We start from the raw sequence: 19,884 nt of genomic DNA, 5'->3' as shown, positions 1-19,884 counted from the left end.
TGCCGTATAATATTTTTCTTGACGCCGCTCAAGGGGGAGTACCATCAGGCCTGGCTCTGAACCCAATCCGAGAATGCCCGCACTGCGCCAATTGGGGCGGTTCTGTGCGGCTGAACTAAGAAATACCCGTATTCAGGCAGAACGGTTTCCGACAATCTAAACAGCCTTTCTGCATTCAAATCGTCCCCAACCAAGTCATCCATCAAAGCGATGCCCTGTCCGTCGATGACGGCTTGCACCCGGACATTCGGGTCAGGAACGATCAGCACATCTCGCCTTGATTGCCGAGGAAGCTTTGCGACGTTCAGCCAATCTGACCAGGCGCTGCTGTCATCGCGATCTCTCAGCAACGTAAGTTGCGACATTGCGCCTTCTATTCCCAACTCATTCACCAGGTCGGCCGCCGCCCGATTACCTACTGGATAGGGCCGTAAGTGCATGAACGGTGTAACGGTACCGTCACTCCAATTCCCGTTGCCCCACCTGATTGCCAAGTCCACTTCCTGCATCTCTGCATGCGAAAACTCGACCATCGGCTGAATGCGAAGCTGCACGTCCGGGTGGCTTTGCATGAATGACATCAGGCGTGGCGACAGCCAACGCGCAGCGAAATAGGTCGAGACACCAACAGTCAAAGAGCGCGATGAAATCCCTTTCAACGCCTGAATTTCGGTTTCGATCTCTTCGTATCGGGTCTGGCAGATTGCGAGCAGTTTCAGTCCTTCACCGGTGAGTGTGACACCCCGCGTTGTGCGCTGAAACAAGGCCATCCCCAGATCGGCCTCAAGCGTTTTGATCTGATAACTGATCGCACCCTTTGTCATATTGAGCGCCGACGCCGCCGTCGAAAAGCTGGAATAACGGGCGATCTCAGCAAATAGCCTAAGCAAGTCGTGGTGATGAAAGCGGGCAGCCATGAGTATAGCGTACAAATTTTCTAAACACTGAGAAAAGAAATTTTCGATTTTCAACATAATTTTTTAAGCCCAAAATTTGCACCTAGTTGCGCGAAACGAACAAATGACGTTGGACCCTTTGAACGCTGTAGCAGACACATCAACACTGACGGGGCACCGCAAACGCGTGCGCCGACGCCGCTTGGCCCGTGACAATGAGCCCTCTGAGGGCACGCCGTTCTCGGGGCGCAAAATACCTGCATACGATCTTCTGAGCGAAACGGCACTGACCCGGATCGAAGATCAAGCCGATTGGATTTTGAACAATATTGGTGTCGAGTTCCGAGGAGATCGTACAGCGCTGGATCACTTCGCCCAAACTGGTGCACGCATCGATGGCGAACGTGTACGGTTTGAACCGGGTCACATCCGCGCGCTTTGCGCTACCGCCCCTAGTGAATTTCAGTTGCATGGCCGAGACCCGGCCAAAACAGTGACACTTGGCGGCGACAATGTTGTGCTGATGCCGGGATACGGCTCTCCGTTTGTCAGCGATCTGGCGAATGGCCGCCGCTATGCGACGCTGGAGGACTTCCGCAATTTCGTCAAACTGACCTACACTGCGCCTGCCTTGCACCATTCCGGCGGCACGGTGGTCGAGCCGACAGATGTACCGGTGAACAAACGACATCTGGACATGATGCTGGCGCATCTGACGCTGTCGTCCAAACCCTTTATGGGATCTGTCACAACTCCCGATCGTGCGCGGGATAGTATCGAGGTGGCTCGCTTAGTCTTTGGGCGCGACTTCATGAAGTGTCACGCGGTGATGCAGGCAAATATCAACGTCAATTCGCCGCTGGTTTATGATGATACCATGTCGTCGGCTCTGCGTATCTATGCGGAGGCAGGCCAATGTGTCTGCGTCTCCCCAGCGATTTTCGCGGGTGCCATGGGGCCGCTTTCGCCGGCGGCGGTAGCAGCGCAAACTCTGGCCGAAGCGATGGTTGGCATTGCGCTTGCGCAACTGGTGCGCCCTGGTTGTCCGGTGGTCTTCGGCTCGTTCCACTCCACAATGAACTTGCGTACGGGCGCTCTGACCTTTGGATCGCCCGAGGCGAACATGACCACGATGGCGCTTACTCAATTGGGACGAAGGCTTGGCGTGCCTGTGCGGTCCGGCGGCGGACAGATCACCGCCTCCAATGCGCCCGACGGGCACGCGATGCAGGACAGCACCGGTGCAATGTGGTCCACGCTTTTGTCCGGGGCTCATCAGGTTTGGCACGCAGCGGGCTGGCTCGAAGGTGGGCTTGTGATGTCCTACGAGAAATTCATCATGGATCTCGACCACTGTGGCGCGATGCTGAAACTGTTGCAGGGCTTCAAAACGGATGACGAGGCCTTTGGTCGTGATGCCTATTTCGAAGCAGGCCCGGGCGAAAATTTCCTGTCGACCAGTCACACGCTACGGCACTATGCGACGGCGAATTTTGAGCCACAGATTTCTGACGCCGGACCCTTCGAAACCTGGTCCGAAAATGGTGCTCTTACAACAGATCAACGTGCCACTGGGCGGTGGCGTCAGATGTTGAACGACTATCAATGCCCCGAAATGGAACCCGAAATCCAAGCCGCGCTTGAAGACTTCGTGTCAGATCGCAAAGCACGAATGCCGGACGAATGGTACTAGAGAGAGGAACCCCCATGGCCGAAGAACTTAGCCGCACATCCGCGCTTGCATCCCGCCACCAGAGCCTTGGCTCGGGACTAGAGGATTGGAATGGTATGGGCACCGCCTGGACCTACCACACCGATCCCAACGATGAACACGATGCGGTTCGCGAGCGCGCGGGAATGTTTGACATGTCGCCTCTGAAAAAGGTGTTCGTGCGCGGTCCTGACGCCCAAGCGGTTCTTGATCACCTAACCACACGCGATCTTTCCAAGGTCACACCGGGAAAGGCGGCTTACCTGTGCGTGCTGACAGATGAGGGCGGGATCGCCGACGATGCCATAGTGTCCAATAACAGCGGCGACGAATGGATGATCGTGCATGGCTCGGGCAACACGATGGCGCTTCTGGAGAATTCGGCGGAAGGGCGGAACGTGCAGATCGAATTTACCGATGATCTGCATGATCTGTCAGTACAGGGGCCAGCCTCATTGGAAATTCTCAACGCGAACGCGGATTTTGACCTGGCCGATCTGGCCTATTTCGAACATACGCCTGCGGTGCTTTTCGGTCACCCCTGCCGTATCTCGAGAACCGGATATTCCGGCGAACGCGGCTATGAGATTTTTGCCGATGGCTCTGTGATCACCGACATTTGGGACAAACTGGCGGAGGCAGGCGTCATGCCCTGCTCCTTTACAGCACTCGACAAGGTGCGGATCGAGGCGGGGCTGCTGTTCTACGGATATGACATGACCGAAGTCAACACGCCCTGGGAGGTCGGCCTTGGCTTTACTGTCAACAAATCCAAGGGCGATTTTCGCGGCAAATCGGCCGTCATGGCCGCAAAAGGTTCCGAAAAGGTCAATAACTTCTGCCTGGATATCGATCATTCTGACATGGTCGAAGGCGGAGAAACACTGTCATTGAATGGCGCGGAGGTGGGCGTCATCAACAGCCCCTGCTTCTCGCACCGTTTGGGCAAATCGCTTGCCCTTGCGCATGTTCAGCCACAGCTTGCCATCGGAACCACGCTAAAGGTTTCAGGAAATGATTTCGCGACAAACGCAACAATTGTGTCCAGCCCAATTTACGACCCCGAAAAAGCTCGCACACATAGTTAGGGAGGTCTTGGCAGGCAGCGAGGGTTGCGTCAACGTCGGGTTATCCTCCTGAGTGGGCATGACGGATTGGAGGATCAGTTAAGGAAACACCAAACTTACCGGCCATTCGCGCACTTCGCCCAGCCTGGAACAAAGGCCGTGTCGTGGGTCAGAAGCACCCCTTGAAAACAAAACATGTCTGGGCGATCCGAGTGCGCCTCGAGCTTGCCGAAAACCATCGCGATCTTGCGCTCTTCAACATGGCAACCGACAGTAAGCTCCGCGGCTGCAATCTGGTAAAAATAAAAGTGACAGATGTCATGTCATCGGGTCAGATCAAGGAACGGGCTTCAGTACTTCGAAGCGAGACGCAGAAACCTGTGCGCTTCGAAATATCCAAGGGCACCCGCGCCTCTATTGAGAAATGGGTGGTAGACGAACTCATGGTCGAGTCAGAGTACCTGTGGCCCGGCCGATTCACACTTTGCAGAAAATGTACCAATTCCTCGATTGCGCCAATGGCCGCTTTCAAAAATTGATCGGTTCGAAAGCCTAGGTTCGTGTCGGGGCTGCGACGTTTGGTTTTATACCTGCAGCCCTATTGGACAGATTCGGGAACGCGGTCCTGTCTTGGGGAACGTCCGAATTTGCGGACATACTCTCTTGAGAATTGAGCCGAGCTTTCATATCCAACCCCGTAGGCAATCTCTGAGACTTTTGAGCCGGTGGTTTGAAGCTCATTCCGGGCTTGGAGCAAACGCAAGTCTTTCTGGTATTGCAGCGGCGAGGTTCCCGTAACAGCCTTGAATTGTTCGAAGAATGCCGAAGTGCTCATACCCACGCGCCCTGCAAGTTCTCCAACGACTAGGGATTTAGCTAAATCTGACCGGATTTCGTGTGTAGCTGCGAAAATCCGGCTTGCCGTGTTTTCGTGCCACGCCAGTTTTCGGAGCGTGCCACCATGTCGCCCAGTCAGCAGGCGGGCATGGATTTCCCGCACCGTGATCGGAGCGAGCATGTGACGTGTCTCTTCGGTTTCGCACTGGCGAAAATATCGCAATAGGGCGCTTTTCATTTCGTGATCGGTTTCAGCGAGGCAGATCGAAAATGGATCCGACACTTGATAGGTAGACGACCGCGGCCCTGACGAGGCCAGGACGCGCAAGAGTTCCAGATCGAGGGGGAACACGAGCGCGACGTAGGGACGTTCGGGTGTGGCCTTTGTGATCCTTGAGACAACCGGCAGCGCGTTACTGACGATCAGCGACTGCCCGGCCCGAACAGTGAGTGTTCTGTTACTGGTTCCTACCTCTTTGGCGCCTTGTAGGACCGCGCACAACAGCGGGCGGTAGACATTGGCGTCGTTTAGGGTGGTCGACGGGTGAATGAGAAAAACCGTCTCGCTTTCCTTCTGTGTCAGTACGCCCTGCGCGACGCCCGCGCGGTCAAGCAGTGCCAGAACATAGTCCAATAGTGTCTGAGATCCCATATACGCCTCCAGTGGTTGCTCTTATCGATAGCACGGAGGTGGGAAAACCTTTACAGAAGATCTCCACTTCTGGAGCATTGTGCAAGAAAACTGGATAATACTTAAAGACCCATCCGTGCCTAAATACTATTATGTGTTTCGTAACTTGCGGAGCAAAAACATGAAAACCATTCTGATCACCGGGGCCTCATCCGGAATTGGCGCGGCAACCGCCCGACATTTCCAAGCGAAGGGTTGGAATGTCGTCGCCACGATGCGCAACCCTGCAGGCAGCACGGATCTTGGGGCTTTGGATAGCGTGCATCTGGCCCAACTGGATGTGACGGATGCGGACTCAATTGCAACGGCCGTGCGAGATGGCATCGAACGGTTTGGACAGATTGATGTTTTGCTGAACAATGCGGGCTATGGCGCATATGGTGCGTTAGAGGCCTTCACAATGGACCGCATCCGGCGTCAGTTCGACACCAACGTGCTCGGGTTGATGGAAGTGACCAAAGCGGTTCTGCCTCATTTCCGCCAGAACCGGTCCGGCACAGTCATCAACATCTCCTCCATCGGCGGACAGATCGCATTTCCACTCGGCGCGCTCTATCATGGCACCAAGTTCGCAGTAGAGGGGCTTTCTGAAGCACTGCACTACGAGATGGAACCCCTTGGCATTCGGGTCCGTATCGTCCAACCTGGAATGATACGGACTAACTTTGGCGGCAGCTCTTTCGATTTCGCAATGGATGAGAACCTGCCGGACTATGCACCAATGGGCGAAGCCATGAGGCGCCTGTTCGGCAAACTGGCCGCGAACCCTTCAGCACCAGAAACTGTCGCGCAGGTCATTTGGGATGCGGCAACCGAGACCCGAAACCGCCTGCGTTTTCGCGCAGGGCCTGATGCTGAAGAACTGCTTGATGCGCGCAAACAACAGAATGACGAAACGTTCATCGGCGATCTCAAGCAAAAGATGGCGCCTTGAAGGGCCGTTCAGTCATTCATAGGAAAAGAGGATGATCCATGTACCGCGAAGCTATCGAAAAAGGCGGCTTTGCCGTTGTAACCGGGGCGGCCAGCGGCGTCGGCAAAGCCGCGGCCCAACGATTTATTCAGGACGGTCTAGGGGTTGTGCTGGTCGATTTGGCGGGCGAGGCCTTGGCCAGCGCCGAGGCGGAATTGCGCGATCAAGCTGGGTCGTCCGCAACTGTTCAGGCAGTTCCGACTGATGTCACAGACACCTCTGCTGTGAACACCTTGGTGGATCAGGCTTTTGCGCTGGGTGAGGTGGCTGTCCTGATGAATAATGCCGGTATCGCCGCGCCAACCGGTAGTTGGGAAAACACGGAAAACTGGCGCAAACTACTAGAGGTCAATCTTTTCGGCGTCATGAATGGCGTGCATGCTTTTCTGCCGCGCATGATCGAAGCGGCGCGCCCGGCTGTCGTGATCAACACCGGATCAAAACAGGGCATTACCACACCGCCCGGAAACCCTGCTTATAATACCAGCAAAGCCGCCGTAAAGGTCATGACAGAAATGTTGGCACACGATTTGCGACAGGCTGAAGTGCCTATCACCGCTCATCTGTTTGTGCCGGGATTTACCTATACCAGAATGATTGAGAAGTTCATGCCGGAAAAACCTGCCGCCGCTTGGACCAGTGAAGAGGCAATTGACTATTTGCTGAAGCGCATGTCGGACGGGGATTTCTATATACTTTGCCCGGACAATGATGTGCCCGAAGAGCTCGACCGCAAACGGGTTGAATGGGCCGCGGGTGATATTATCAACAATCGCCCGGCTCTTTCACGATGGCATCCCGACTATGCGGATGCCTTTGCGGCGCATGAGGTCTCAGAATAGTCCAATTAAACAAGAGGTCTAAAAAACACCGAGTGTGCTGGTGGATGGCGAGAGTAAGACTGTTGTGCATCCAAAAGGGTTCACGCCTCAAATTGAAACCTAGCGGAAAAACCGGGTACTGTATCCCAATCTTAGTAATCAGACGTTCGTACGACGCGCTGTCTCAAATACTTTGGACTCACAACCGACCTCAGAGGCAGCGCAGCATCTGTAGTGGCGCGGCGGGTTGGCTCATCTTTGACGGTCCCTAGCGGTCGTTCGATCTTAATCACCGTCGCTGCGGTGTGGCCCGTCAAAGGAGACATTCGCTGCGCGAGCGAAACTGGAAGACGGATGGAGGTCCGAAGAGCGCAAAGATGCCACCGTTAAACAGCATTGCGTCAGCGACCGCTTTGCCTAACGTTGGCAATGATAAAACCTCGCCTATTCTGTAGCCAACTTTCGAAAATTATGACAGCAACACGTTCCTGATCGCTGGGCGGTTGAAAACCCTGAGCGAGGGATTTTCACAGCGACCGGCTGCCTCACAATGGTGGTTCCGATTAATAGTCGCCCAAGCATCATTCTCATTACTATTGTTTCACTTGTTGGAACTCCAACGCCATTTCGTCCAGAATACTGAAAGCCACCGGGTAAAAATTCTCAAATAGATCGATTACTGCAGATTCCTCTGCTGGATGATGTTTGCCGTTGGCGCCAGTCAGCTGCCCCATCCGAAACACGATCTCGGTTCCTTCTTCTACCGGGACCAACTCATAGGTCTCTAGGTTTGTAAGGCCCTCAGTGGAAGAATTGTGGAGGACGTCGGTCACGTATTCGAAAGGATGCCAGTCGACGATCAGCATCTGAAAGTGAGCCGCTTCATGCACGCAGTGCAGGCGGACGCCGGCGGATGTTCGCGACGCGCCCCCTTCCCGATAAGCGTCCCTCAACATCATCCAGCGCATCTTGAGCCGGGGGTCCGTAAGCATCTCCTAGGCCACTACCGGTGGTGCCTTCAGTGTGTGCCGGGTTGTGAACACAGCATCCTCATCGGAAACGCGGACCGGCCCGGCAATCTCGCGGTATCTTTGCCAGGCGGCTGCAAGGTCATAGACCCGCATGGGCACGTCACCAAAGTGCTCGAACTGAGCGCTGTATTGCATGAGGTCAGACTCGATGCCCATTGCCCGGAACGCGTCTTCCGAGAACAGGGCGTAGCTGAGGATACCAGTATCCTCCTTCACATCTGTCTTCGCCATACGATGCACGAGTATGACGTCAGCACCGGAAATATCCTTCATCGGTCCGATCGACAGTTCTTCATATTTTCCGTGATGCGCGAGGATCTTCAGATCAAGATCGGCTACGTTGCGGCAAGCATTGCAGGGGCAAGTTGTGTTCTGCACGATGTTCCGACGGCGTTCGGCGAACGCCCGATAAAGGCTTTCACATATATTGAGGAAAGTCTCGCCAGAGGGGAAGGGCCCGCTCGAGTAGGCAAGAACGGCGTCGCCTTCGAGACCTCGCAATTTCATTGGGTCCTTTAGTTCAATTACAACCGCCTCAAGCAAAGAACGGATGATTGGGTTGGCGTGCTCCAACTCTGACCGGGTCAGATATCCGGTATAACCGGTAATATCAGCGATTAGCAGGTAACCGGTTTGAACAGACATCCGAGCTTTCCCATTTGCATTACATCCCTTGACCGTAACTTTCACCATAGCGCCGGACAAGCGGGTCTGCCCCCGTCCAACATATCAGATAGAGGCTGCTGAAGCCGCAACACCTGCTGTTTGGTGTCGGACGCAGCCCAGAGAGCACCACCGGCGCATTTCCATCGCGCCCCTCCGCATTGAACGGCATGCGTTTGACGGCGCTGACGAAGACAACGAACATCAATTCGAACTGGACCAGGCGAATGTTTTGGAGCCCTACGAAGGGCGAGACGCGAAGTGTTGTGAGCAGTGGTAAAATTGATTCAGCTGAAGTCACCGTATTGGTGCGTAGCCGACATTCGTCGCGCCGCAGCAAATTTTGCGATGTACTGATTTCCAGTAACTGTGGGCGACCCAATTATATGTAACGCCTGCAGTTCGTAAACGATTTGTGGCATGTTCCCGGAAGTTGCTCAAATGTATCCAGCCTATTGATCGGCCCGCAGGCCGTGGCCTTGTTGGAGTTACGCACGCGCCGTGATCTAGTTACCGGCAAGGTCGATGTAGACCGATTGCGCCGTCAGACTCTGGGGGCGTAATTGTTCCGTTCCATACCTTCTTTCATTCGCGAACTCCTTTGGGTCGATCCGGTTAACCGACCTTGGTGGATCGAGCGGCAACTGTCGGGCCTCCGTCTCTGCTCAACGAGTTTTCCACATATGAGTCTCGTCGCGGAGTCGTCTTTTCATACAAGCATGTCGGAAGCTGCGAATTCTCACACGTTGTATCCCGAATAACATTCCCTCGAGAACGAAGCTCATCAGGCATGGAATTTGACCAGCGGACCCGACCCTGGACAGTTTTCAAACTGAAGATTTGGCCGAAGGGATACGAATGTGGCAAACCTACTTGATCCGTTTCAATTGAAACATCTGGCTTTGCGCAACCGTATCGTAAGCACATCCCATGCACCGAATTTTGTCGAAGCTGGCCAACCCCGGGACCGTTACAGGTTGTATCATGAGGAAAAGGCAAAGGGCGGAGTCGCCCTGACCATGGTCGGCGGGTCGACCAATATCGCCCCTGATAGCCCATCGGTGTTTGGCCAGCTCTATGCCGGCGATGACAGCATAATTCCTTGGTTCCGTAAGCTTACGGATGGCGTTCACGAACATGGTGCCGCGATCATGTGTCAGATCACCCATATGGGGCGCCGCACGGCATGGGATGATGGGCATTGGCTGCCGGTTTTGGCTCCATCCGGTATCCGCGAACGCGCTCACCGCGCCTTTCCCAAAGTGATGGAACAAGAGGATATCAACCGCATTGTTGGCGATTTCGCAGCTGCTGCGCGACGCTGTCAGCAGGGCGGGTTCGACGGAATTGAGCTTCTGTCCCACTCACACCTTCTAGGGCAATTCCTGTCTCCACTTACCAACAAGCGCGACGATGACTATGGCGGGCCGTTGGAGAACCGCATGCAACTAACCTTGCAGGTGCTTGACGCAGTACGTGCTGAAGTCGGCTCCGAGTTCATCCTGTCGATGCGTATCACCGGTGATGAACTAACCGAGGGAGGGCTGAACTCAGAAGATTGCGTTGCCGCCGCCCGGATGTTGGAAGGCTCCGGCCATGTCGATCTGCTCAACATCCTTGCCGGCGCACCCTACGATGATCTTGGCTTGGCCGAATGGGTGCGCCCCATGGGTTTGCCAGCGGCCCCGCATATCACAGTGGCCGGACGCATCCGTGATGCCGTCGATCTACCGATTCTGCACGCCGGAGGGATTGCTGATATTGCCACGGCTCGCCACGCTGTCTCTGGCGGCCATGTCGATCTGGTGGGCATGACCCGCGCACAGATGGCCGACCCCTATCTGGTGGAAAAACTCGCACGCGGGGAAGAAGAGCGCATCCGCCCCTGTGTCGGCTTGGGCTACTGTGTGGACCGGGTCAATCAGGGCAAACCTGCCGTGTGCGGACACAATGCTGCGACGGGGCGTGAGCAGACCTTGCCGCACATCATCACCCCCAGCGACACCCCTAAAAAAGTGGTTATCGTTGGTGGCGGGCCCGGAGGCCTGGAGGCCGCGCGGATTTGTGCCTTGCGTGGCCACGATGTGGCGCTGTTCGAGGCGTCGGATCGCCTGGGCGGGCAGTTGGTTCTGGCCGCCAAGGGTATGACGCGCAGGCAGGTCTGGGGCGTTGCTGACTGGTTGATTTCTGAAGTGACGGTGCTTGGGGTCAATATCCGCCTGAACACTTTTGCCGAAGCCGATGACGTGCTGTCCGAAACTCCCGATTTGGTGATCATTGCGACAGGTGGCTGGCCTGAAACATTAGCCATCCCCGGCAGAGAACTGGCGATCTCCAGTTGGGAAGTTTTGTCCGGTGAGGCACGTGTCTCAGGTGAGGTGCTGTTATTTGACGAAGTCGGCGATCACCCTGCGGCCGTTACGGCTGACGCGTTGGCTGGTTCCGGTTGTAGCGTAAATCTTGTAACCCCGGACCGGACCCTTCTGCATGACCTCGGCCCAACGACCTCTGCCGTTGCATTGCGCGATCTGGCCGCTAACGGGGTTGCCTTCACCTGTCTGCAAGAGCTTACCTCTCTGACGCGCAAGGGCGACCGAGTTCGCGCCAGCCTGCGGCATGTGTTTACGCGGGATGTCACTGAACGTCTTGTCGATTACGTGGTCGTTGAACATGGACTTTCCCCGATGGCGGAACTCTATCACGAACTCAAACCAATCTCGCGCAACCTTGGGCAGGTGGAACACAAGGCACTCATTGACGGAACGTTTCCATTCGTTGACACCAATCGTAGCGGTCAATTCTATCTGGCGCGCATTGGCGACGCTGTTACAAGCAGAAATATGCACGCCGCAATTCTCGATGCCTTGCGCATATGTGCTCCGATCTGAAAGCAACCATGCTCCTCCGCCGATAAAAGATGGGAGCTGACTATAAGTTCTGGCGCAGCGAATGACCGGAAAGTATCCACTTTCATGGGTATCGAGTGGCCCATAACGAACCTTGGCCCTGCCGCTCCGGCGTCACGGTGTGCTCATCGAACAAAACATTCGATGCACGATGTTCCAACGCTTTGGTTTCCAGTTGGCGCAACAAAACTGCCGTCATATCTATGGATCGAGAAACGCTTCTTTCGGGTGGGCATTCAATTGTCTCTTGATTGAATCTATGTCACCCAGAGCCCAAAGGCTCCCGATTTTTATGGTCCCTAAAGTAAAGAACGCTGCCCCGGACCACTCGATCCGCTGCTCTGTTCCGTCAACCCCGAAAAATTTGCCTTGGTGCGTGCCGACGAAGGGCATTCGTGCAGCTGCGTTTTCTCCTGCATCGACAATTTTCTATGATATTGCATTAAAATCTGAGAGAGCCGCTCGAACTTCCTCCATGTATCGAATGAATTCATCCGACCCCGAGCGCTTAGTGCCGAGGCTCCGACGACAATCGAACTTTTGGGTGTAGGATTTCCCAGGCGCAGACATTGTCCGCGATGTTCCATATATCGTGATAAAATCTCTTAATAGGATTGGACAGCGTCATGAGGTTTCCCCAACTTTGGTGATTTAATCCAAATACCACGCCGCGAAATCCAGCGCTAAGGGCTCACTACAGACCTTAGCATCTGACGCGCCTTTCATTGGTACATTCCAGCGCCAACGTTGGATTGGCGTTGAGGCGGATAGGAGTAACGCCATAACAATTGCGAATTTACCTGCCATTCGAGCCTGCCGACCAGCGTGGAACAAGGGCCGCGTCACTGGTCAAAAACGCCCCTTGAAGCCTAAGCACGTCTGGGCAATCCGCGTTCGCCTTTCCCGGAAAGGAGTAGGGCCGATGAAAAAGAACCGTCTCTGATCTGAGGGCTAGGGGTCAGGCTGAAATTAAGAATATTTGGGAGGGAAACGCGCGGGCTGCGTGGGAGGAACCGGGATTTTCGCGATTTCTGCTTGAGCCGCATTGGAGTTAGAAATTTGAGTCGGACAATCGGTGCGGCTTTCACTTCGCGCTTTCCCCAGGATCGGATGCGAGAGATTTTCGACCCCTGACGCCCGGAAAAACAATCACCGCAGACCGCAAGGCGGTCTGCTATCGCAAAGACAAGGGTCGCGGTGCGCGCGCTGTGGCGCGTTGGCCCCCTGCCCTGTCAATTGATCAATGTGAGCCACGCGGATCTCAACACACCCTGGGCATGACGCCGTCAGCGGCTGGATGCGTTGACTTGTTGCCAAGCGAGAAAAATCAATGGATCACCGCAGTTTGTGTCACATGACATCCAAATCACAATTTGATTGCGGTTAAGCAGGAGTACCTGTTGGGAAACAATGGGAGGTTTGACCAAGCTGGTAGTTTGGAGATAAATCCTCATATGGCTCACCACCCTATCTTATGGACGTTCCGTCGTTGCCCATACGCGATAAGGGCTCGCCTCGCATTGGCGAGTTCACGAGTTACAGTCGAGCTGCGCGAAATTGTTCTACGGGACAAACCAGAGGCCTTCTTACAAACATCCCAATCCGGAACAGTGCCCACGCTTCGACTTCCAGACAAAGTTATAGATGAAAGTCTGGAAATCATGGTTTGGGCGCTCCAACAAAATGATCCACAGCGGCTTTTGGACATGCCTCAAGAAGGTTGGGATCTGATTAGGGTAAGTGATGGTCCCTTTAAGGCCGCTTTAGATCACACGAAATACGCTACGCGGTATCCGGATTTAGATGCCAAAGAGGAACGCAGGAAAGCGGCAAGCTACTTGCTCAGTCTCGACGAGCGGTTAGTTGGGCAGGCTTGGCTTTTCGGAGATCGCCCCAGCCTAGCCGACCTGGCGCTTCTACCATTTGTGCGCCAGTTTGCGTTTATAGATCGGGCGTGGTTTGACGTGCAGGAGTGGCCGAATATAACAGCATGGCTGGATCAATTCCTGGATAGTGAAGTATTTTCGCTTGTGATGAGAAAATACGCAACTTGGTCAGAAGGCGACGCTCCGATTTGGTTCAACAGCTGAGCCGAACACGTTGTATCACGGCCCAGTGCTGACCTTGGGCACCAAGTTAAAATGATGCAGTCGCAGCCATTCGCTATGAACGCAAACCTGAGAAAAGTGTCAATGAAGAGACCTAAAACAAATTTCCCTTCTACTACATCTGTCTAAATAACCGGTCCTCACCTTTTGCTACCAATTACAAGTCGTCGCCTTTTAACGCTACGACTGTGCCTCAGCCATTCAGATGCTGAGTAGGCCCAGGCTCCAGACCAATCGCTGCGGCGTCGCGCCGTTCGGATAGCATGAAATCAAGGGTTTTCCGATCGCGATCATCCGCCCGATACAGATACATCCAGTAACCCTGACCGTGTCGGGGAACTGTGGGACAATCAAAACCAAAAGTTAGGGGCACAACCAAAGCACTCATGTCCATCCAAGCTCAGAGCTTGCAACACAATCGCTACTAGCTTTCGAACGCCGCGTCGAAACCCCAAATTTGCCGCAGATAACCCAAAGTCATTTCGCTGGTCTTTTTGTCCAGCGGCACACCATCACGCACAGAGTGATGCAGTCTGAGGTGGCGATCCCCCATTAAGTCCACATCAACGATCTGAATATCGGGATCGTATTCCGAAACGTCGAAGCCGCGCGCCAGGGTGTCGCGCACTTGGTGATAACCGCGTTCGTCGTGAATCGCGTCGACTGTGTAGAAGGGCTTCCCCTCGTCATCAGTTAGCGAAAACATCCGGAACCGGCGCATGACATTGGGGCTGAGGAACTGCTGAACGAAACTCTCGTCGCGATAGTGGGCCCAGGCATCCTTTAATATTTCGCGCCACGCACGGCTGCCCGCTATGTCCGGAAACCATTCCCGATCCTCATCGGTCGGGTCGGTGCAGATGCGCTTGATATCCTGCATCATCGCGAAACCCAACGCATAAGGGTTGATCCCGATCGCGTTCGGGGCGTCAAAGTCGGGCTGGGACAGAACATTGGTATGGCTGTGCAATATTTCGAGCATCGCGCCATCCGTCAGCAATCCAGCGCGGTGCAACTCGTTGGTAATATAATAGTGGACGAAGCAGGCGCATCCTTCATTCATAACCTTGGTCTGACGTTGCGGGTAGAAATACTGTGCTATGTTGCGAACGATGCGTAGAATTTCGCGTTGCCAGGGCTTCAGAACCGGGCTGTGACGTTCGACGAAATAGAGCAGGTTTTCTTCCGGCAGCCCCATTTCGCGCTTGCGCTTTTCCGCTTCTTCATCGGTTTTCGAAGACTGTGTGGGATGATCGAAGGCGTCCCACAGGTAATGGACCGCCCGCTCTTCTTCGATTTGCCGCTCTCGCTGCCGGATTCTCTCCTCTGCGAGCGATAAGTGGGTTGGGCGCCTGTGCCGGAAAACGCTGGACGGCATAAGCGCATGGGCCGCGTCGAGTAAATGCTCAACCTCGCGTTCCCCGTGCTGTTCTTCGCATTGGGCGATAAATCCGCGCGCATAGTCGAGGTAGTCGAGTATACCTTGCGCATCGCTCCACTGGCGAAACAGGTGATTGTTCTTGAAGAAATGATTGTGCCCGAAGGCCGCGTGGGCAATCACAAGGACCTGAAGCGCCATCGTGTTGTCTTCAAGGCAGTAGGAAATACATGGATCGGAATTGATCACGATTTCATAGGCAAGGCCATTTGCGCCTTTGCTATAAGCCTTTTCTTCGTGAACAAAACGCTTCCCAAAGGACCAATGCCGATACATGAGCGGCATCCCTGTCGACGAGTAGGCATCCAGCATTTGCTGATACGAGATGATTTCGATTTGGTTCGGATAGACGTCAAGTCCGAGGTCATCAATCGCCACACGCTCGATTGCATCATAGCTGCGCTGGATGGTCTCAAAATCCCAATCCGCGCCGTCAAACAGCGGCGCTCCAGTTTCGGCCCGATCAACCATTGGAAACTCCGTTCGTCTTGCGCGCAAACAGCTCGTGCAGAACCGGGTAGATGTCACTCGCTCGCGCGATCCGTTTCATGGCGAAGTTTGGCCAGGCCTCTGCAACTTGTCGGTACGAACGCCATAGTTCCATGCCGTTATCTTCGCTGTTCATCAGATTTGCTTCGGTCTCGTCGACAATTTCCGTATAGGCAAAGTACTGGCAGCGCTTCATCAGATCGCTGGTCAACAGGTCGGCGCATAGTTGTGAATCGCCGCTGAAATTCTCACCATCTGATGCTTGCGCGGCATAAATGTTCCATAGCGAAGGCGGATAGCGGGCTTCGATTATCTTTTTCATTTCGGTGAGCGCGCTGCTCACGACCGTACCACCAGTTTGGCGCGAGTGGAAAAAGGTGTCTTCATCAACTTCCGCTGCGACCTGGGTGTGGCGGATGAATACAAGTTCGATCTTATCGTAGCGTTGCTTGAGGAAAAGATGCAGCAGGACGAAGAACTGCTTGGCAAGGTTCTTCTCACGCTCCCCCATCGAGGCCGAAACATCCATCAGGCAAAACATCACTGCATTCGCCGCCGGTTCGGGGCACATCTCGAAATACTTGTAACGCACATCAAGCGGGTCAATATAGGGAACGATCCGGCGTCGCCGTAGCATCTTGTCGAGCTGCTCACGCAGCAGTTGCCTTTCCGCCTTTCGCGCTGCATCTGGCTTTTCCAGCGCCTCCAGTTCTTCAACCTGTTCTGTAAGAGCCTGGATCTCGGCGTTGGTCGGTCGTCGCATCGCAAGACGTCGGCCAAAAGCATTGCGCATCGTTCGGGAAACACTGAGGTTGGCGGGCGTCCCGGCGGCAGTATAGCCCATGCGATGCGGCTTCGAGACGGTGACCTCTTTGAGACTGCGTTTGACCATGTCAGGCAGTTCGAGATCCTCGAAGAACAGGGAAAGAAACTCGTCCCGCGACAGAACGAACATGAACTCGTCCTCGCCCTCCCCTTCGGGCGCCCCCTCACGTCGCCCCTGCCCGCCCTTGCCGGACGGAGGTTTCTTGAGACGGTCACCCGCCTTAAACTTCTTGTTTCCGGTCAGAACCCTGTGTTTGGAACCGCCTTTGTTGTCATGCTGAAAATGCGGTTCACCGATCCCTTCTGACGGTACCGAGATGTTTTCTTGCTGGCCGACATCCGCGATTTTCCGGCGCCGGACACTTTCTTCAACCGCCTCTTTGACGGCAGAGCGAACCCGGCGCAGAAATCGCCTGCGGTTCCCAAGATTCTTATCTTTGGGGTTTAGCCTTCGGTCGATGAAATGGGCCATTTGAGCATAGACTCCTCATCCTGCCTTGTTGACCCGCATGTACCATTCAACCAAGCGCCTGACCTGTCGGCGCGTATACCCGCGACCGATCATGCGATCGATGAACTCGTTATGCTTGGCTTCAGTTTCCTTATCCCTTTTGGCCCCAAAACTGATGACCGGCAGCAGATCCTGAATCTGACCAAACATGCGCTTTTCGATAACGCGTCTCAGCTTCTCATATTTTCGCCAGTCGGGGTTACGACCGCGATTGTTGGCCCGCGCGCGCAGCACGAATTTGACCACTTCGTTCCGGAAATCCTTGGGGTTGGAAATTCCGGCCGGTTTTTCGATCTTTTCAAGTTCCTGTTCCAAAACACTGCGATTGAGGATCTGGCCTGTATCCGGGTCCTTGAAGTCCTGATCTTCGATCCAGGCATCAGCAAACGCGATGTATCTGTCGAAAAGGTTCTGACCAAAGTCAGAATAGGATTCCAAGTAGGCTTTCTGGATCTCGTTGCCGATGAATTCCGCATAGCGCGACGAAAGATCGTCCTTCATGAAAGACAGGTATCGGCTTTCCACCTCGTCGGGAAATTGTTCGCGTTTCACCGCCTGTTCAAGAACATAAAGCAGATGAACCGGATCGGCGCCGACTTCTTCGGTGTCATGATTGAAAGTCTCGGACAGCACCTTGAACGCGAAGCGGGTGGATGTGCCCGTCATCCCCTCGTCCACCCCGGCCTCATCCCGATATTCTTGCACTGATCGGGCTTTGGGATCGGTATCCTTCAGTGTTTCACCGTCATAGACACGGAGCTTGGAAAAAGCCGGTGAGTTTTCGTGTTCCTTCAATCGTGTCAGAACACTGAACTGGCTCAGGATTGACAGCGTTTCAGGTGCACAGGGGGATTCGCCCAGACTGCTTTCCTCAAGCAGCTTCTCGTAAATCCGGGTTTCATCCGAGGCACGTAAGCAGTAGGGGACTTTGACCAGGCTGATCCGGTCCAGGAAGGCCTCGTTGTTCTTGTTGTTTTTGAACTGCTGCCATTCCGCTTCGTTCGAATGTGCAACAATAACACCTTGGAAAGGGAAGGCACCGATGTTCTCTGTCCCCGCATACGACCCCTCCTGCGTGGCGGTCAGCAAGGGATGCAATACCTTGATCGGCGCCTTGAACATCTCCACGAATTCCATCAGCCCCTGCGTGGTGCGGTTCAGGGCACCGGAATAGGAATATGCGTCTGGATCGTTTTGGCTGAATTCTTCGAGCTTGCGTATATCGAGCTTCCCGACAAGCGAAGAAATGTCCTGGTTGTTTTCATCACCCGGTTCAGTCTTCGCCACGCAAATCTGGCGCAGTTTGGACGGATAAAGTTTGACAACCGAAAATTTGGAAATATCGCCGTCGAATTCCTGTAAACGCTTGATGGCCCAAGGCGAAATCAACCCGTTCAAAAGCCGTTTGGGAATGTTGTATTTGTTCTCCAGCAGATCCCCCATTCGCTCGCCGTCAAAAAGACCGAGCGGCGATTCAAAAATGGGGCTGATCTCGTCACCTGCCCGCAGCACATAGATCGGCTGCCGCTCCATCAGGTTTTTGAGAATTTCGGCAAGCGTTGACTTGCCCCCGCCGACCGGCCCCAGCAGATAGAGGATTTGCTTGCGTTCCTCGAGACCCTGGCTGGCATGGCGGAAAAAGCCAACGATGCGTTCGATGGTTTCCTCGACGCCATATATGTCCTGGAAGGGTTTGTATCGCTTGATTGTCCGGTTAAGAAATATGCGACTGAGCCGAGCCTCTTGACTGGTATCGATAAGCTCTGGCTCGCCAATCGCAGCGACCATCCGCTCGGCGGCGGTAGCCCGCATCGTAAGGTCTTCTCGACATTCCAGCAAATAGTCCTGCAATGTCATTTCGATGAGCTTTGTCCGCCCATACTCTTCTGCAAACTGCTCGAAAATCTCCATTTTTAAGTTCCTCTAGGTTTCGTACTCCTTCGTCCCAGCGCGCTAAGTTCATCCTAGTCTACCACAAATATGATCCGTAATTGTCTAATTTCTAATCACAATTTGTTTCCCGGCCGACGTTCTGTTGAAATTTTTTCTGATTGAAGCCTGCGAAACCTGTTGCCGCGCTGCTATTTGCAGTCGTAGCCTTTGTCTTCAGAACGCCGAATGACCGGTTGAGCATTGGCATCCGAAGGCGAGTAAAATCTATCGTATCCTCAGCAAATTGGTTCGCACCCTCAAAACAAGCTTCTCAACTGGAGCCCGTTCGCAGGGCTTAGTTGCAAACTTTTCACGATTGACGCTCACTTCTCTTTCGGCTGGTTGGTTGCCAATCCGGCCACAGAAACAAGTTTTTTCAATCGGCTTTGCATGCTACACTGCGCCGCCAAGACCGAACGAACCTCCAAAGACCCATGCCTTGAGGCGTCCCAAGTTTGGCCGACAGTGCACGAAATCGCGCCATAAGCGCATCCATCGGGGCAGGGTCATCAAAACACATAAACTCAGGAACCAATCATTGCGGCAGGCTGTGCAATCCACGGTGAAATTGCGAAGCCCGCTTTCTGCGCAATGCCGGCAACGGATCAGCGAGCAGCGCAAATGCCATAGAGCGCCCGTCAAACCAGACTTTCTCCGTAAGCGCAAAATCTGGAGGTGGTCGACTAACAACCTGCTGACAAGGCGGCCGCTTGAGAGATGACAACAAGGAGCGCCTGATCTCACCTATGCCGCTGCGGTTGCTTCAATCTCAAACAGCAATCCGGGGATAGCGAGGCGTGTGACACCCAGCAAGGTCATGGGCGGGGCGACCCGATGCGGGCCAAAGCGCATCCCCAGCAGATCGAAATTCTTCAATGCCTCATCCACATCAGTAGCAAAGACGCCTAACTTGACGACATTGCTCAGATCCATGCCGGCGCCTTTGATTACGGCTTCCAGATTGTCCAGGGCCAAGGCGATCTGC

Annotated in this window: 15 protein-coding genes and 3 pseudogenes; 8 read left to right on the top strand and 10 right to left on the bottom strand. The window is 54.3% G+C overall.

The features are described from left to right. Positions 1 to 44 precede the first annotated feature (44 nt). Positions 45 to 917, bottom strand: a complete 873-nt coding sequence (locus AC2FFP_RS12090; protein WP_496766142.1) for a LysR substrate-binding domain-containing protein — start codon at positions 915 to 917, stop codon at positions 45 to 47. 103 nt (positions 918 to 1,020) lie between these two features. On the opposite strand from AC2FFP_RS12090, the gene AC2FFP_RS12085 reads away from it, so the two are divergent. From AC2FFP_RS12085 to AC2FFP_RS12075, 3 genes and pseudogenes are all read left to right on the top strand, one after another. Further along, positions 1,021 to 2,589, top strand: coding sequence for a trimethylamine methyltransferase family protein (locus AC2FFP_RS12085; protein ID WP_496881079.1), 1,569 nt, complete (start codon positions 1,021 to 1,023; stop codon positions 2,587 to 2,589). A 14-nt stretch (positions 2,590 to 2,603) separates the two neighbouring features. Next, a complete protein-coding gene (locus tag AC2FFP_RS12080; protein WP_496881078.1) occupies positions 2,604 to 3,695 on the top strand; it encodes an aminomethyl transferase family protein in 1,092 nt (363 codons plus the stop codon). A 65-nt stretch (positions 3,696 to 3,760) separates the two neighbouring features. After that, positions 3,761 to 4,153: pseudogene (locus AC2FFP_RS12075) on the top strand (site-specific integrase); the annotation flags it as partial. A 119-nt stretch (positions 4,154 to 4,272) separates the two neighbouring features. Here the strand turns inward: AC2FFP_RS12075 and AC2FFP_RS12070 are convergent. Then, positions 4,273 to 5,163 carry an AraC family transcriptional regulator gene (locus AC2FFP_RS12070; protein WP_496766134.1) on the bottom strand — a complete coding sequence of 297 codons (891 nt, stop codon included), beginning with the start codon at positions 5,161 to 5,163 and terminating at the stop codon, positions 4,273 to 4,275. A gap of 160 nt (positions 5,164 to 5,323) precedes the next feature. Between AC2FFP_RS12070 and AC2FFP_RS12065 the strand changes: the two genes are divergently transcribed. Next, positions 5,324 to 6,136, top strand: a complete 813-nt coding sequence (locus tag AC2FFP_RS12065) for an SDR family oxidoreductase (RefSeq protein ID WP_496844269.1) — start codon at positions 5,324 to 5,326, stop codon at positions 6,134 to 6,136. Positions 6,137 to 6,174: 38 nt separating this feature from the next. Then, positions 6,175 to 7,017 (top strand): SDR family NAD(P)-dependent oxidoreductase, encoded by an 843-nt coding sequence (locus AC2FFP_RS12060; RefSeq protein WP_496724987.1) that lies wholly within the window; start codon positions 6,175 to 6,177, stop codon positions 7,015 to 7,017. A gap of 572 nt (positions 7,018 to 7,589) precedes the next feature. Here AC2FFP_RS12060 and AC2FFP_RS12055 read toward each other — a convergent pair. Both AC2FFP_RS12055 and AC2FFP_RS12050 read right to left on the bottom strand, forming a co-directional pair. Beyond that, entirely contained in the window at positions 7,590 to 7,964 is a 375-nt protein-coding gene (locus AC2FFP_RS12055; RefSeq protein ID WP_496881077.1) for a hypothetical protein, read from the bottom strand. A 27-nt stretch (positions 7,965 to 7,991) separates the two neighbouring features. Then, a complete protein-coding gene (locus AC2FFP_RS12050; RefSeq protein ID WP_496881076.1) occupies positions 7,992 to 8,672 on the bottom strand; it encodes a DUF2652 domain-containing protein in 681 nt (226 codons plus the stop codon). An 878-nt stretch (positions 8,673 to 9,550) separates the two neighbouring features. Between AC2FFP_RS12050 and AC2FFP_RS12045 the strand changes: the two genes are divergently transcribed. Then, positions 9,551 to 11,578 (top strand): oxidoreductase, encoded by a 2,028-nt coding sequence (locus AC2FFP_RS12045; protein ID WP_496881075.1) that lies wholly within the window; start codon positions 9,551 to 9,553, stop codon positions 11,576 to 11,578. 219 nt (positions 11,579 to 11,797) lie between these two features. Here the strand turns inward: AC2FFP_RS12045 and AC2FFP_RS12040 are convergent, their stop codons facing one another. Next, positions 11,798 to 12,022 carry an ester cyclase gene (locus tag AC2FFP_RS12040; RefSeq protein ID WP_496881143.1) on the bottom strand — a complete coding sequence of 75 codons (225 nt, stop codon included), beginning with the start codon at positions 12,020 to 12,022 and terminating at the stop codon, positions 11,798 to 11,800. A 355-nt stretch (positions 12,023 to 12,377) separates the two neighbouring features. Here AC2FFP_RS12040 and AC2FFP_RS12035 point away from each other — a divergent pair. Both AC2FFP_RS12035 and AC2FFP_RS12030 read left to right on the top strand, forming a co-directional pair. Further along, a pseudogene (locus tag AC2FFP_RS12035) lies at positions 12,378 to 12,497 on the top strand (site-specific integrase); the annotation flags it as partial. A gap of 553 nt (positions 12,498 to 13,050) precedes the next feature. Next, positions 13,051 to 13,686 (top strand): glutathione S-transferase, encoded by a 636-nt coding sequence (locus AC2FFP_RS12030; RefSeq protein WP_496766532.1) that lies wholly within the window; start codon positions 13,051 to 13,053, stop codon positions 13,684 to 13,686. A gap of 253 nt (positions 13,687 to 13,939) precedes the next feature. Here AC2FFP_RS12030 and AC2FFP_RS12025 read toward each other — a convergent pair. The 5 genes and pseudogenes from AC2FFP_RS12025 to AC2FFP_RS12005 all read right to left on the bottom strand — a co-directional run. Further along, positions 13,940 to 14,029: pseudogene (locus AC2FFP_RS12025) on the bottom strand (IS6 family transposase); the annotation flags it as partial. Between the two features lie 99 nt (positions 14,030 to 14,128). After that, positions 14,129 to 15,613, bottom strand: coding sequence for a SpoVR family protein (locus AC2FFP_RS12020; RefSeq protein WP_496766120.1), 1,485 nt, complete (start codon positions 15,611 to 15,613; stop codon positions 14,129 to 14,131). Beyond that, positions 15,606 to 16,928 (bottom strand): YeaH/YhbH family protein, encoded by a 1,323-nt coding sequence (locus AC2FFP_RS12015; protein ID WP_496844265.1) that lies wholly within the window; start codon positions 16,926 to 16,928, stop codon positions 15,606 to 15,608. Before AC2FFP_RS12015 ends, AC2FFP_RS12020 begins: the two co-directional genes overlap by 8 nt. A 15-nt stretch (positions 16,929 to 16,943) precedes the next feature. After that, positions 16,944 to 18,878, bottom strand: a complete 1,935-nt coding sequence (locus AC2FFP_RS12010; RefSeq protein ID WP_496844264.1) for a PrkA family serine protein kinase — start codon at positions 18,876 to 18,878, stop codon at positions 16,944 to 16,946. A gap of 765 nt (positions 18,879 to 19,643) precedes the next feature. Beyond that, positions 19,644 to 19,884: RidA family protein (locus AC2FFP_RS12005; RefSeq protein ID WP_496881074.1), on the bottom strand; the 241-nt coding region annotated here is incomplete at its 5' end.

This window comes from Ruegeria sp. YTSC004 (assembly GCF_059609805.1).
This window is presented reverse-complemented; position numbering and strand designations above follow the sequence as displayed.

What these genes read in the sequence shown, in the direction of transcription:
- AC2FFP_RS12080 (WP_496881078.1), top strand. Translation starts at nt 2,604, where the DNA reads ATGGCCGAAGAACTTAGCCGCACATCCGCGCTTGCATCCCGCCACCAG.
- AC2FFP_RS12090 (WP_496766142.1), bottom strand. Translation starts at nt 917, where the DNA reads ATGGCTGCCCGCTTTCATCACCACGACTTGCTTAGGCTATTTGCTGAG.
- AC2FFP_RS12020 (WP_496766120.1), bottom strand. Translation starts at nt 15,613, where the DNA reads ATGGTTGATCGGGCCGAAACTGGAGCGCCGCTGTTTGACGGCGCGGAT.
- AC2FFP_RS12070 (WP_496766134.1), bottom strand. Translation starts at nt 5,163, where the DNA reads ATGGGATCTCAGACACTATTGGACTATGTTCTGGCACTGCTTGACCGC.
- AC2FFP_RS12015 (WP_496844265.1), bottom strand. Translation starts at nt 16,928, where the DNA reads ATGGCCCATTTCATCGACCGAAGGCTAAACCCCAAAGATAAGAATCTT.
- AC2FFP_RS12065 (WP_496844269.1), top strand. Translation starts at nt 5,324, where the DNA reads ATGAAAACCATTCTGATCACCGGGGCCTCATCCGGAATTGGCGCGGCA.
- AC2FFP_RS12050 (WP_496881076.1), bottom strand. Translation starts at nt 8,672, where the DNA reads ATGTCTGTTCAAACCGGTTACCTGCTAATCGCTGATATTACCGGTTAT.
- AC2FFP_RS12010 (WP_496844264.1), bottom strand. Translation starts at nt 18,878, where the DNA reads ATGGAGATTTTCGAGCAGTTTGCAGAAGAGTATGGGCGGACAAAGCTC.
- AC2FFP_RS12055 (WP_496881077.1), bottom strand. Translation starts at nt 7,964, where the DNA reads ATGCGCTGGATGATGTTGAGGGACGCTTATCGGGAAGGGGGCGCGTCG.
- AC2FFP_RS12085 (WP_496881079.1), top strand. Translation starts at nt 1,021, where the DNA reads ATGACGTTGGACCCTTTGAACGCTGTAGCAGACACATCAACACTGACG.
- AC2FFP_RS12060 (WP_496724987.1), top strand. Translation starts at nt 6,175, where the DNA reads ATGTACCGCGAAGCTATCGAAAAAGGCGGCTTTGCCGTTGTAACCGGG.
- AC2FFP_RS12030 (WP_496766532.1), top strand. Translation starts at nt 13,051, where the DNA reads ATGGCTCACCACCCTATCTTATGGACGTTCCGTCGTTGCCCATACGCG.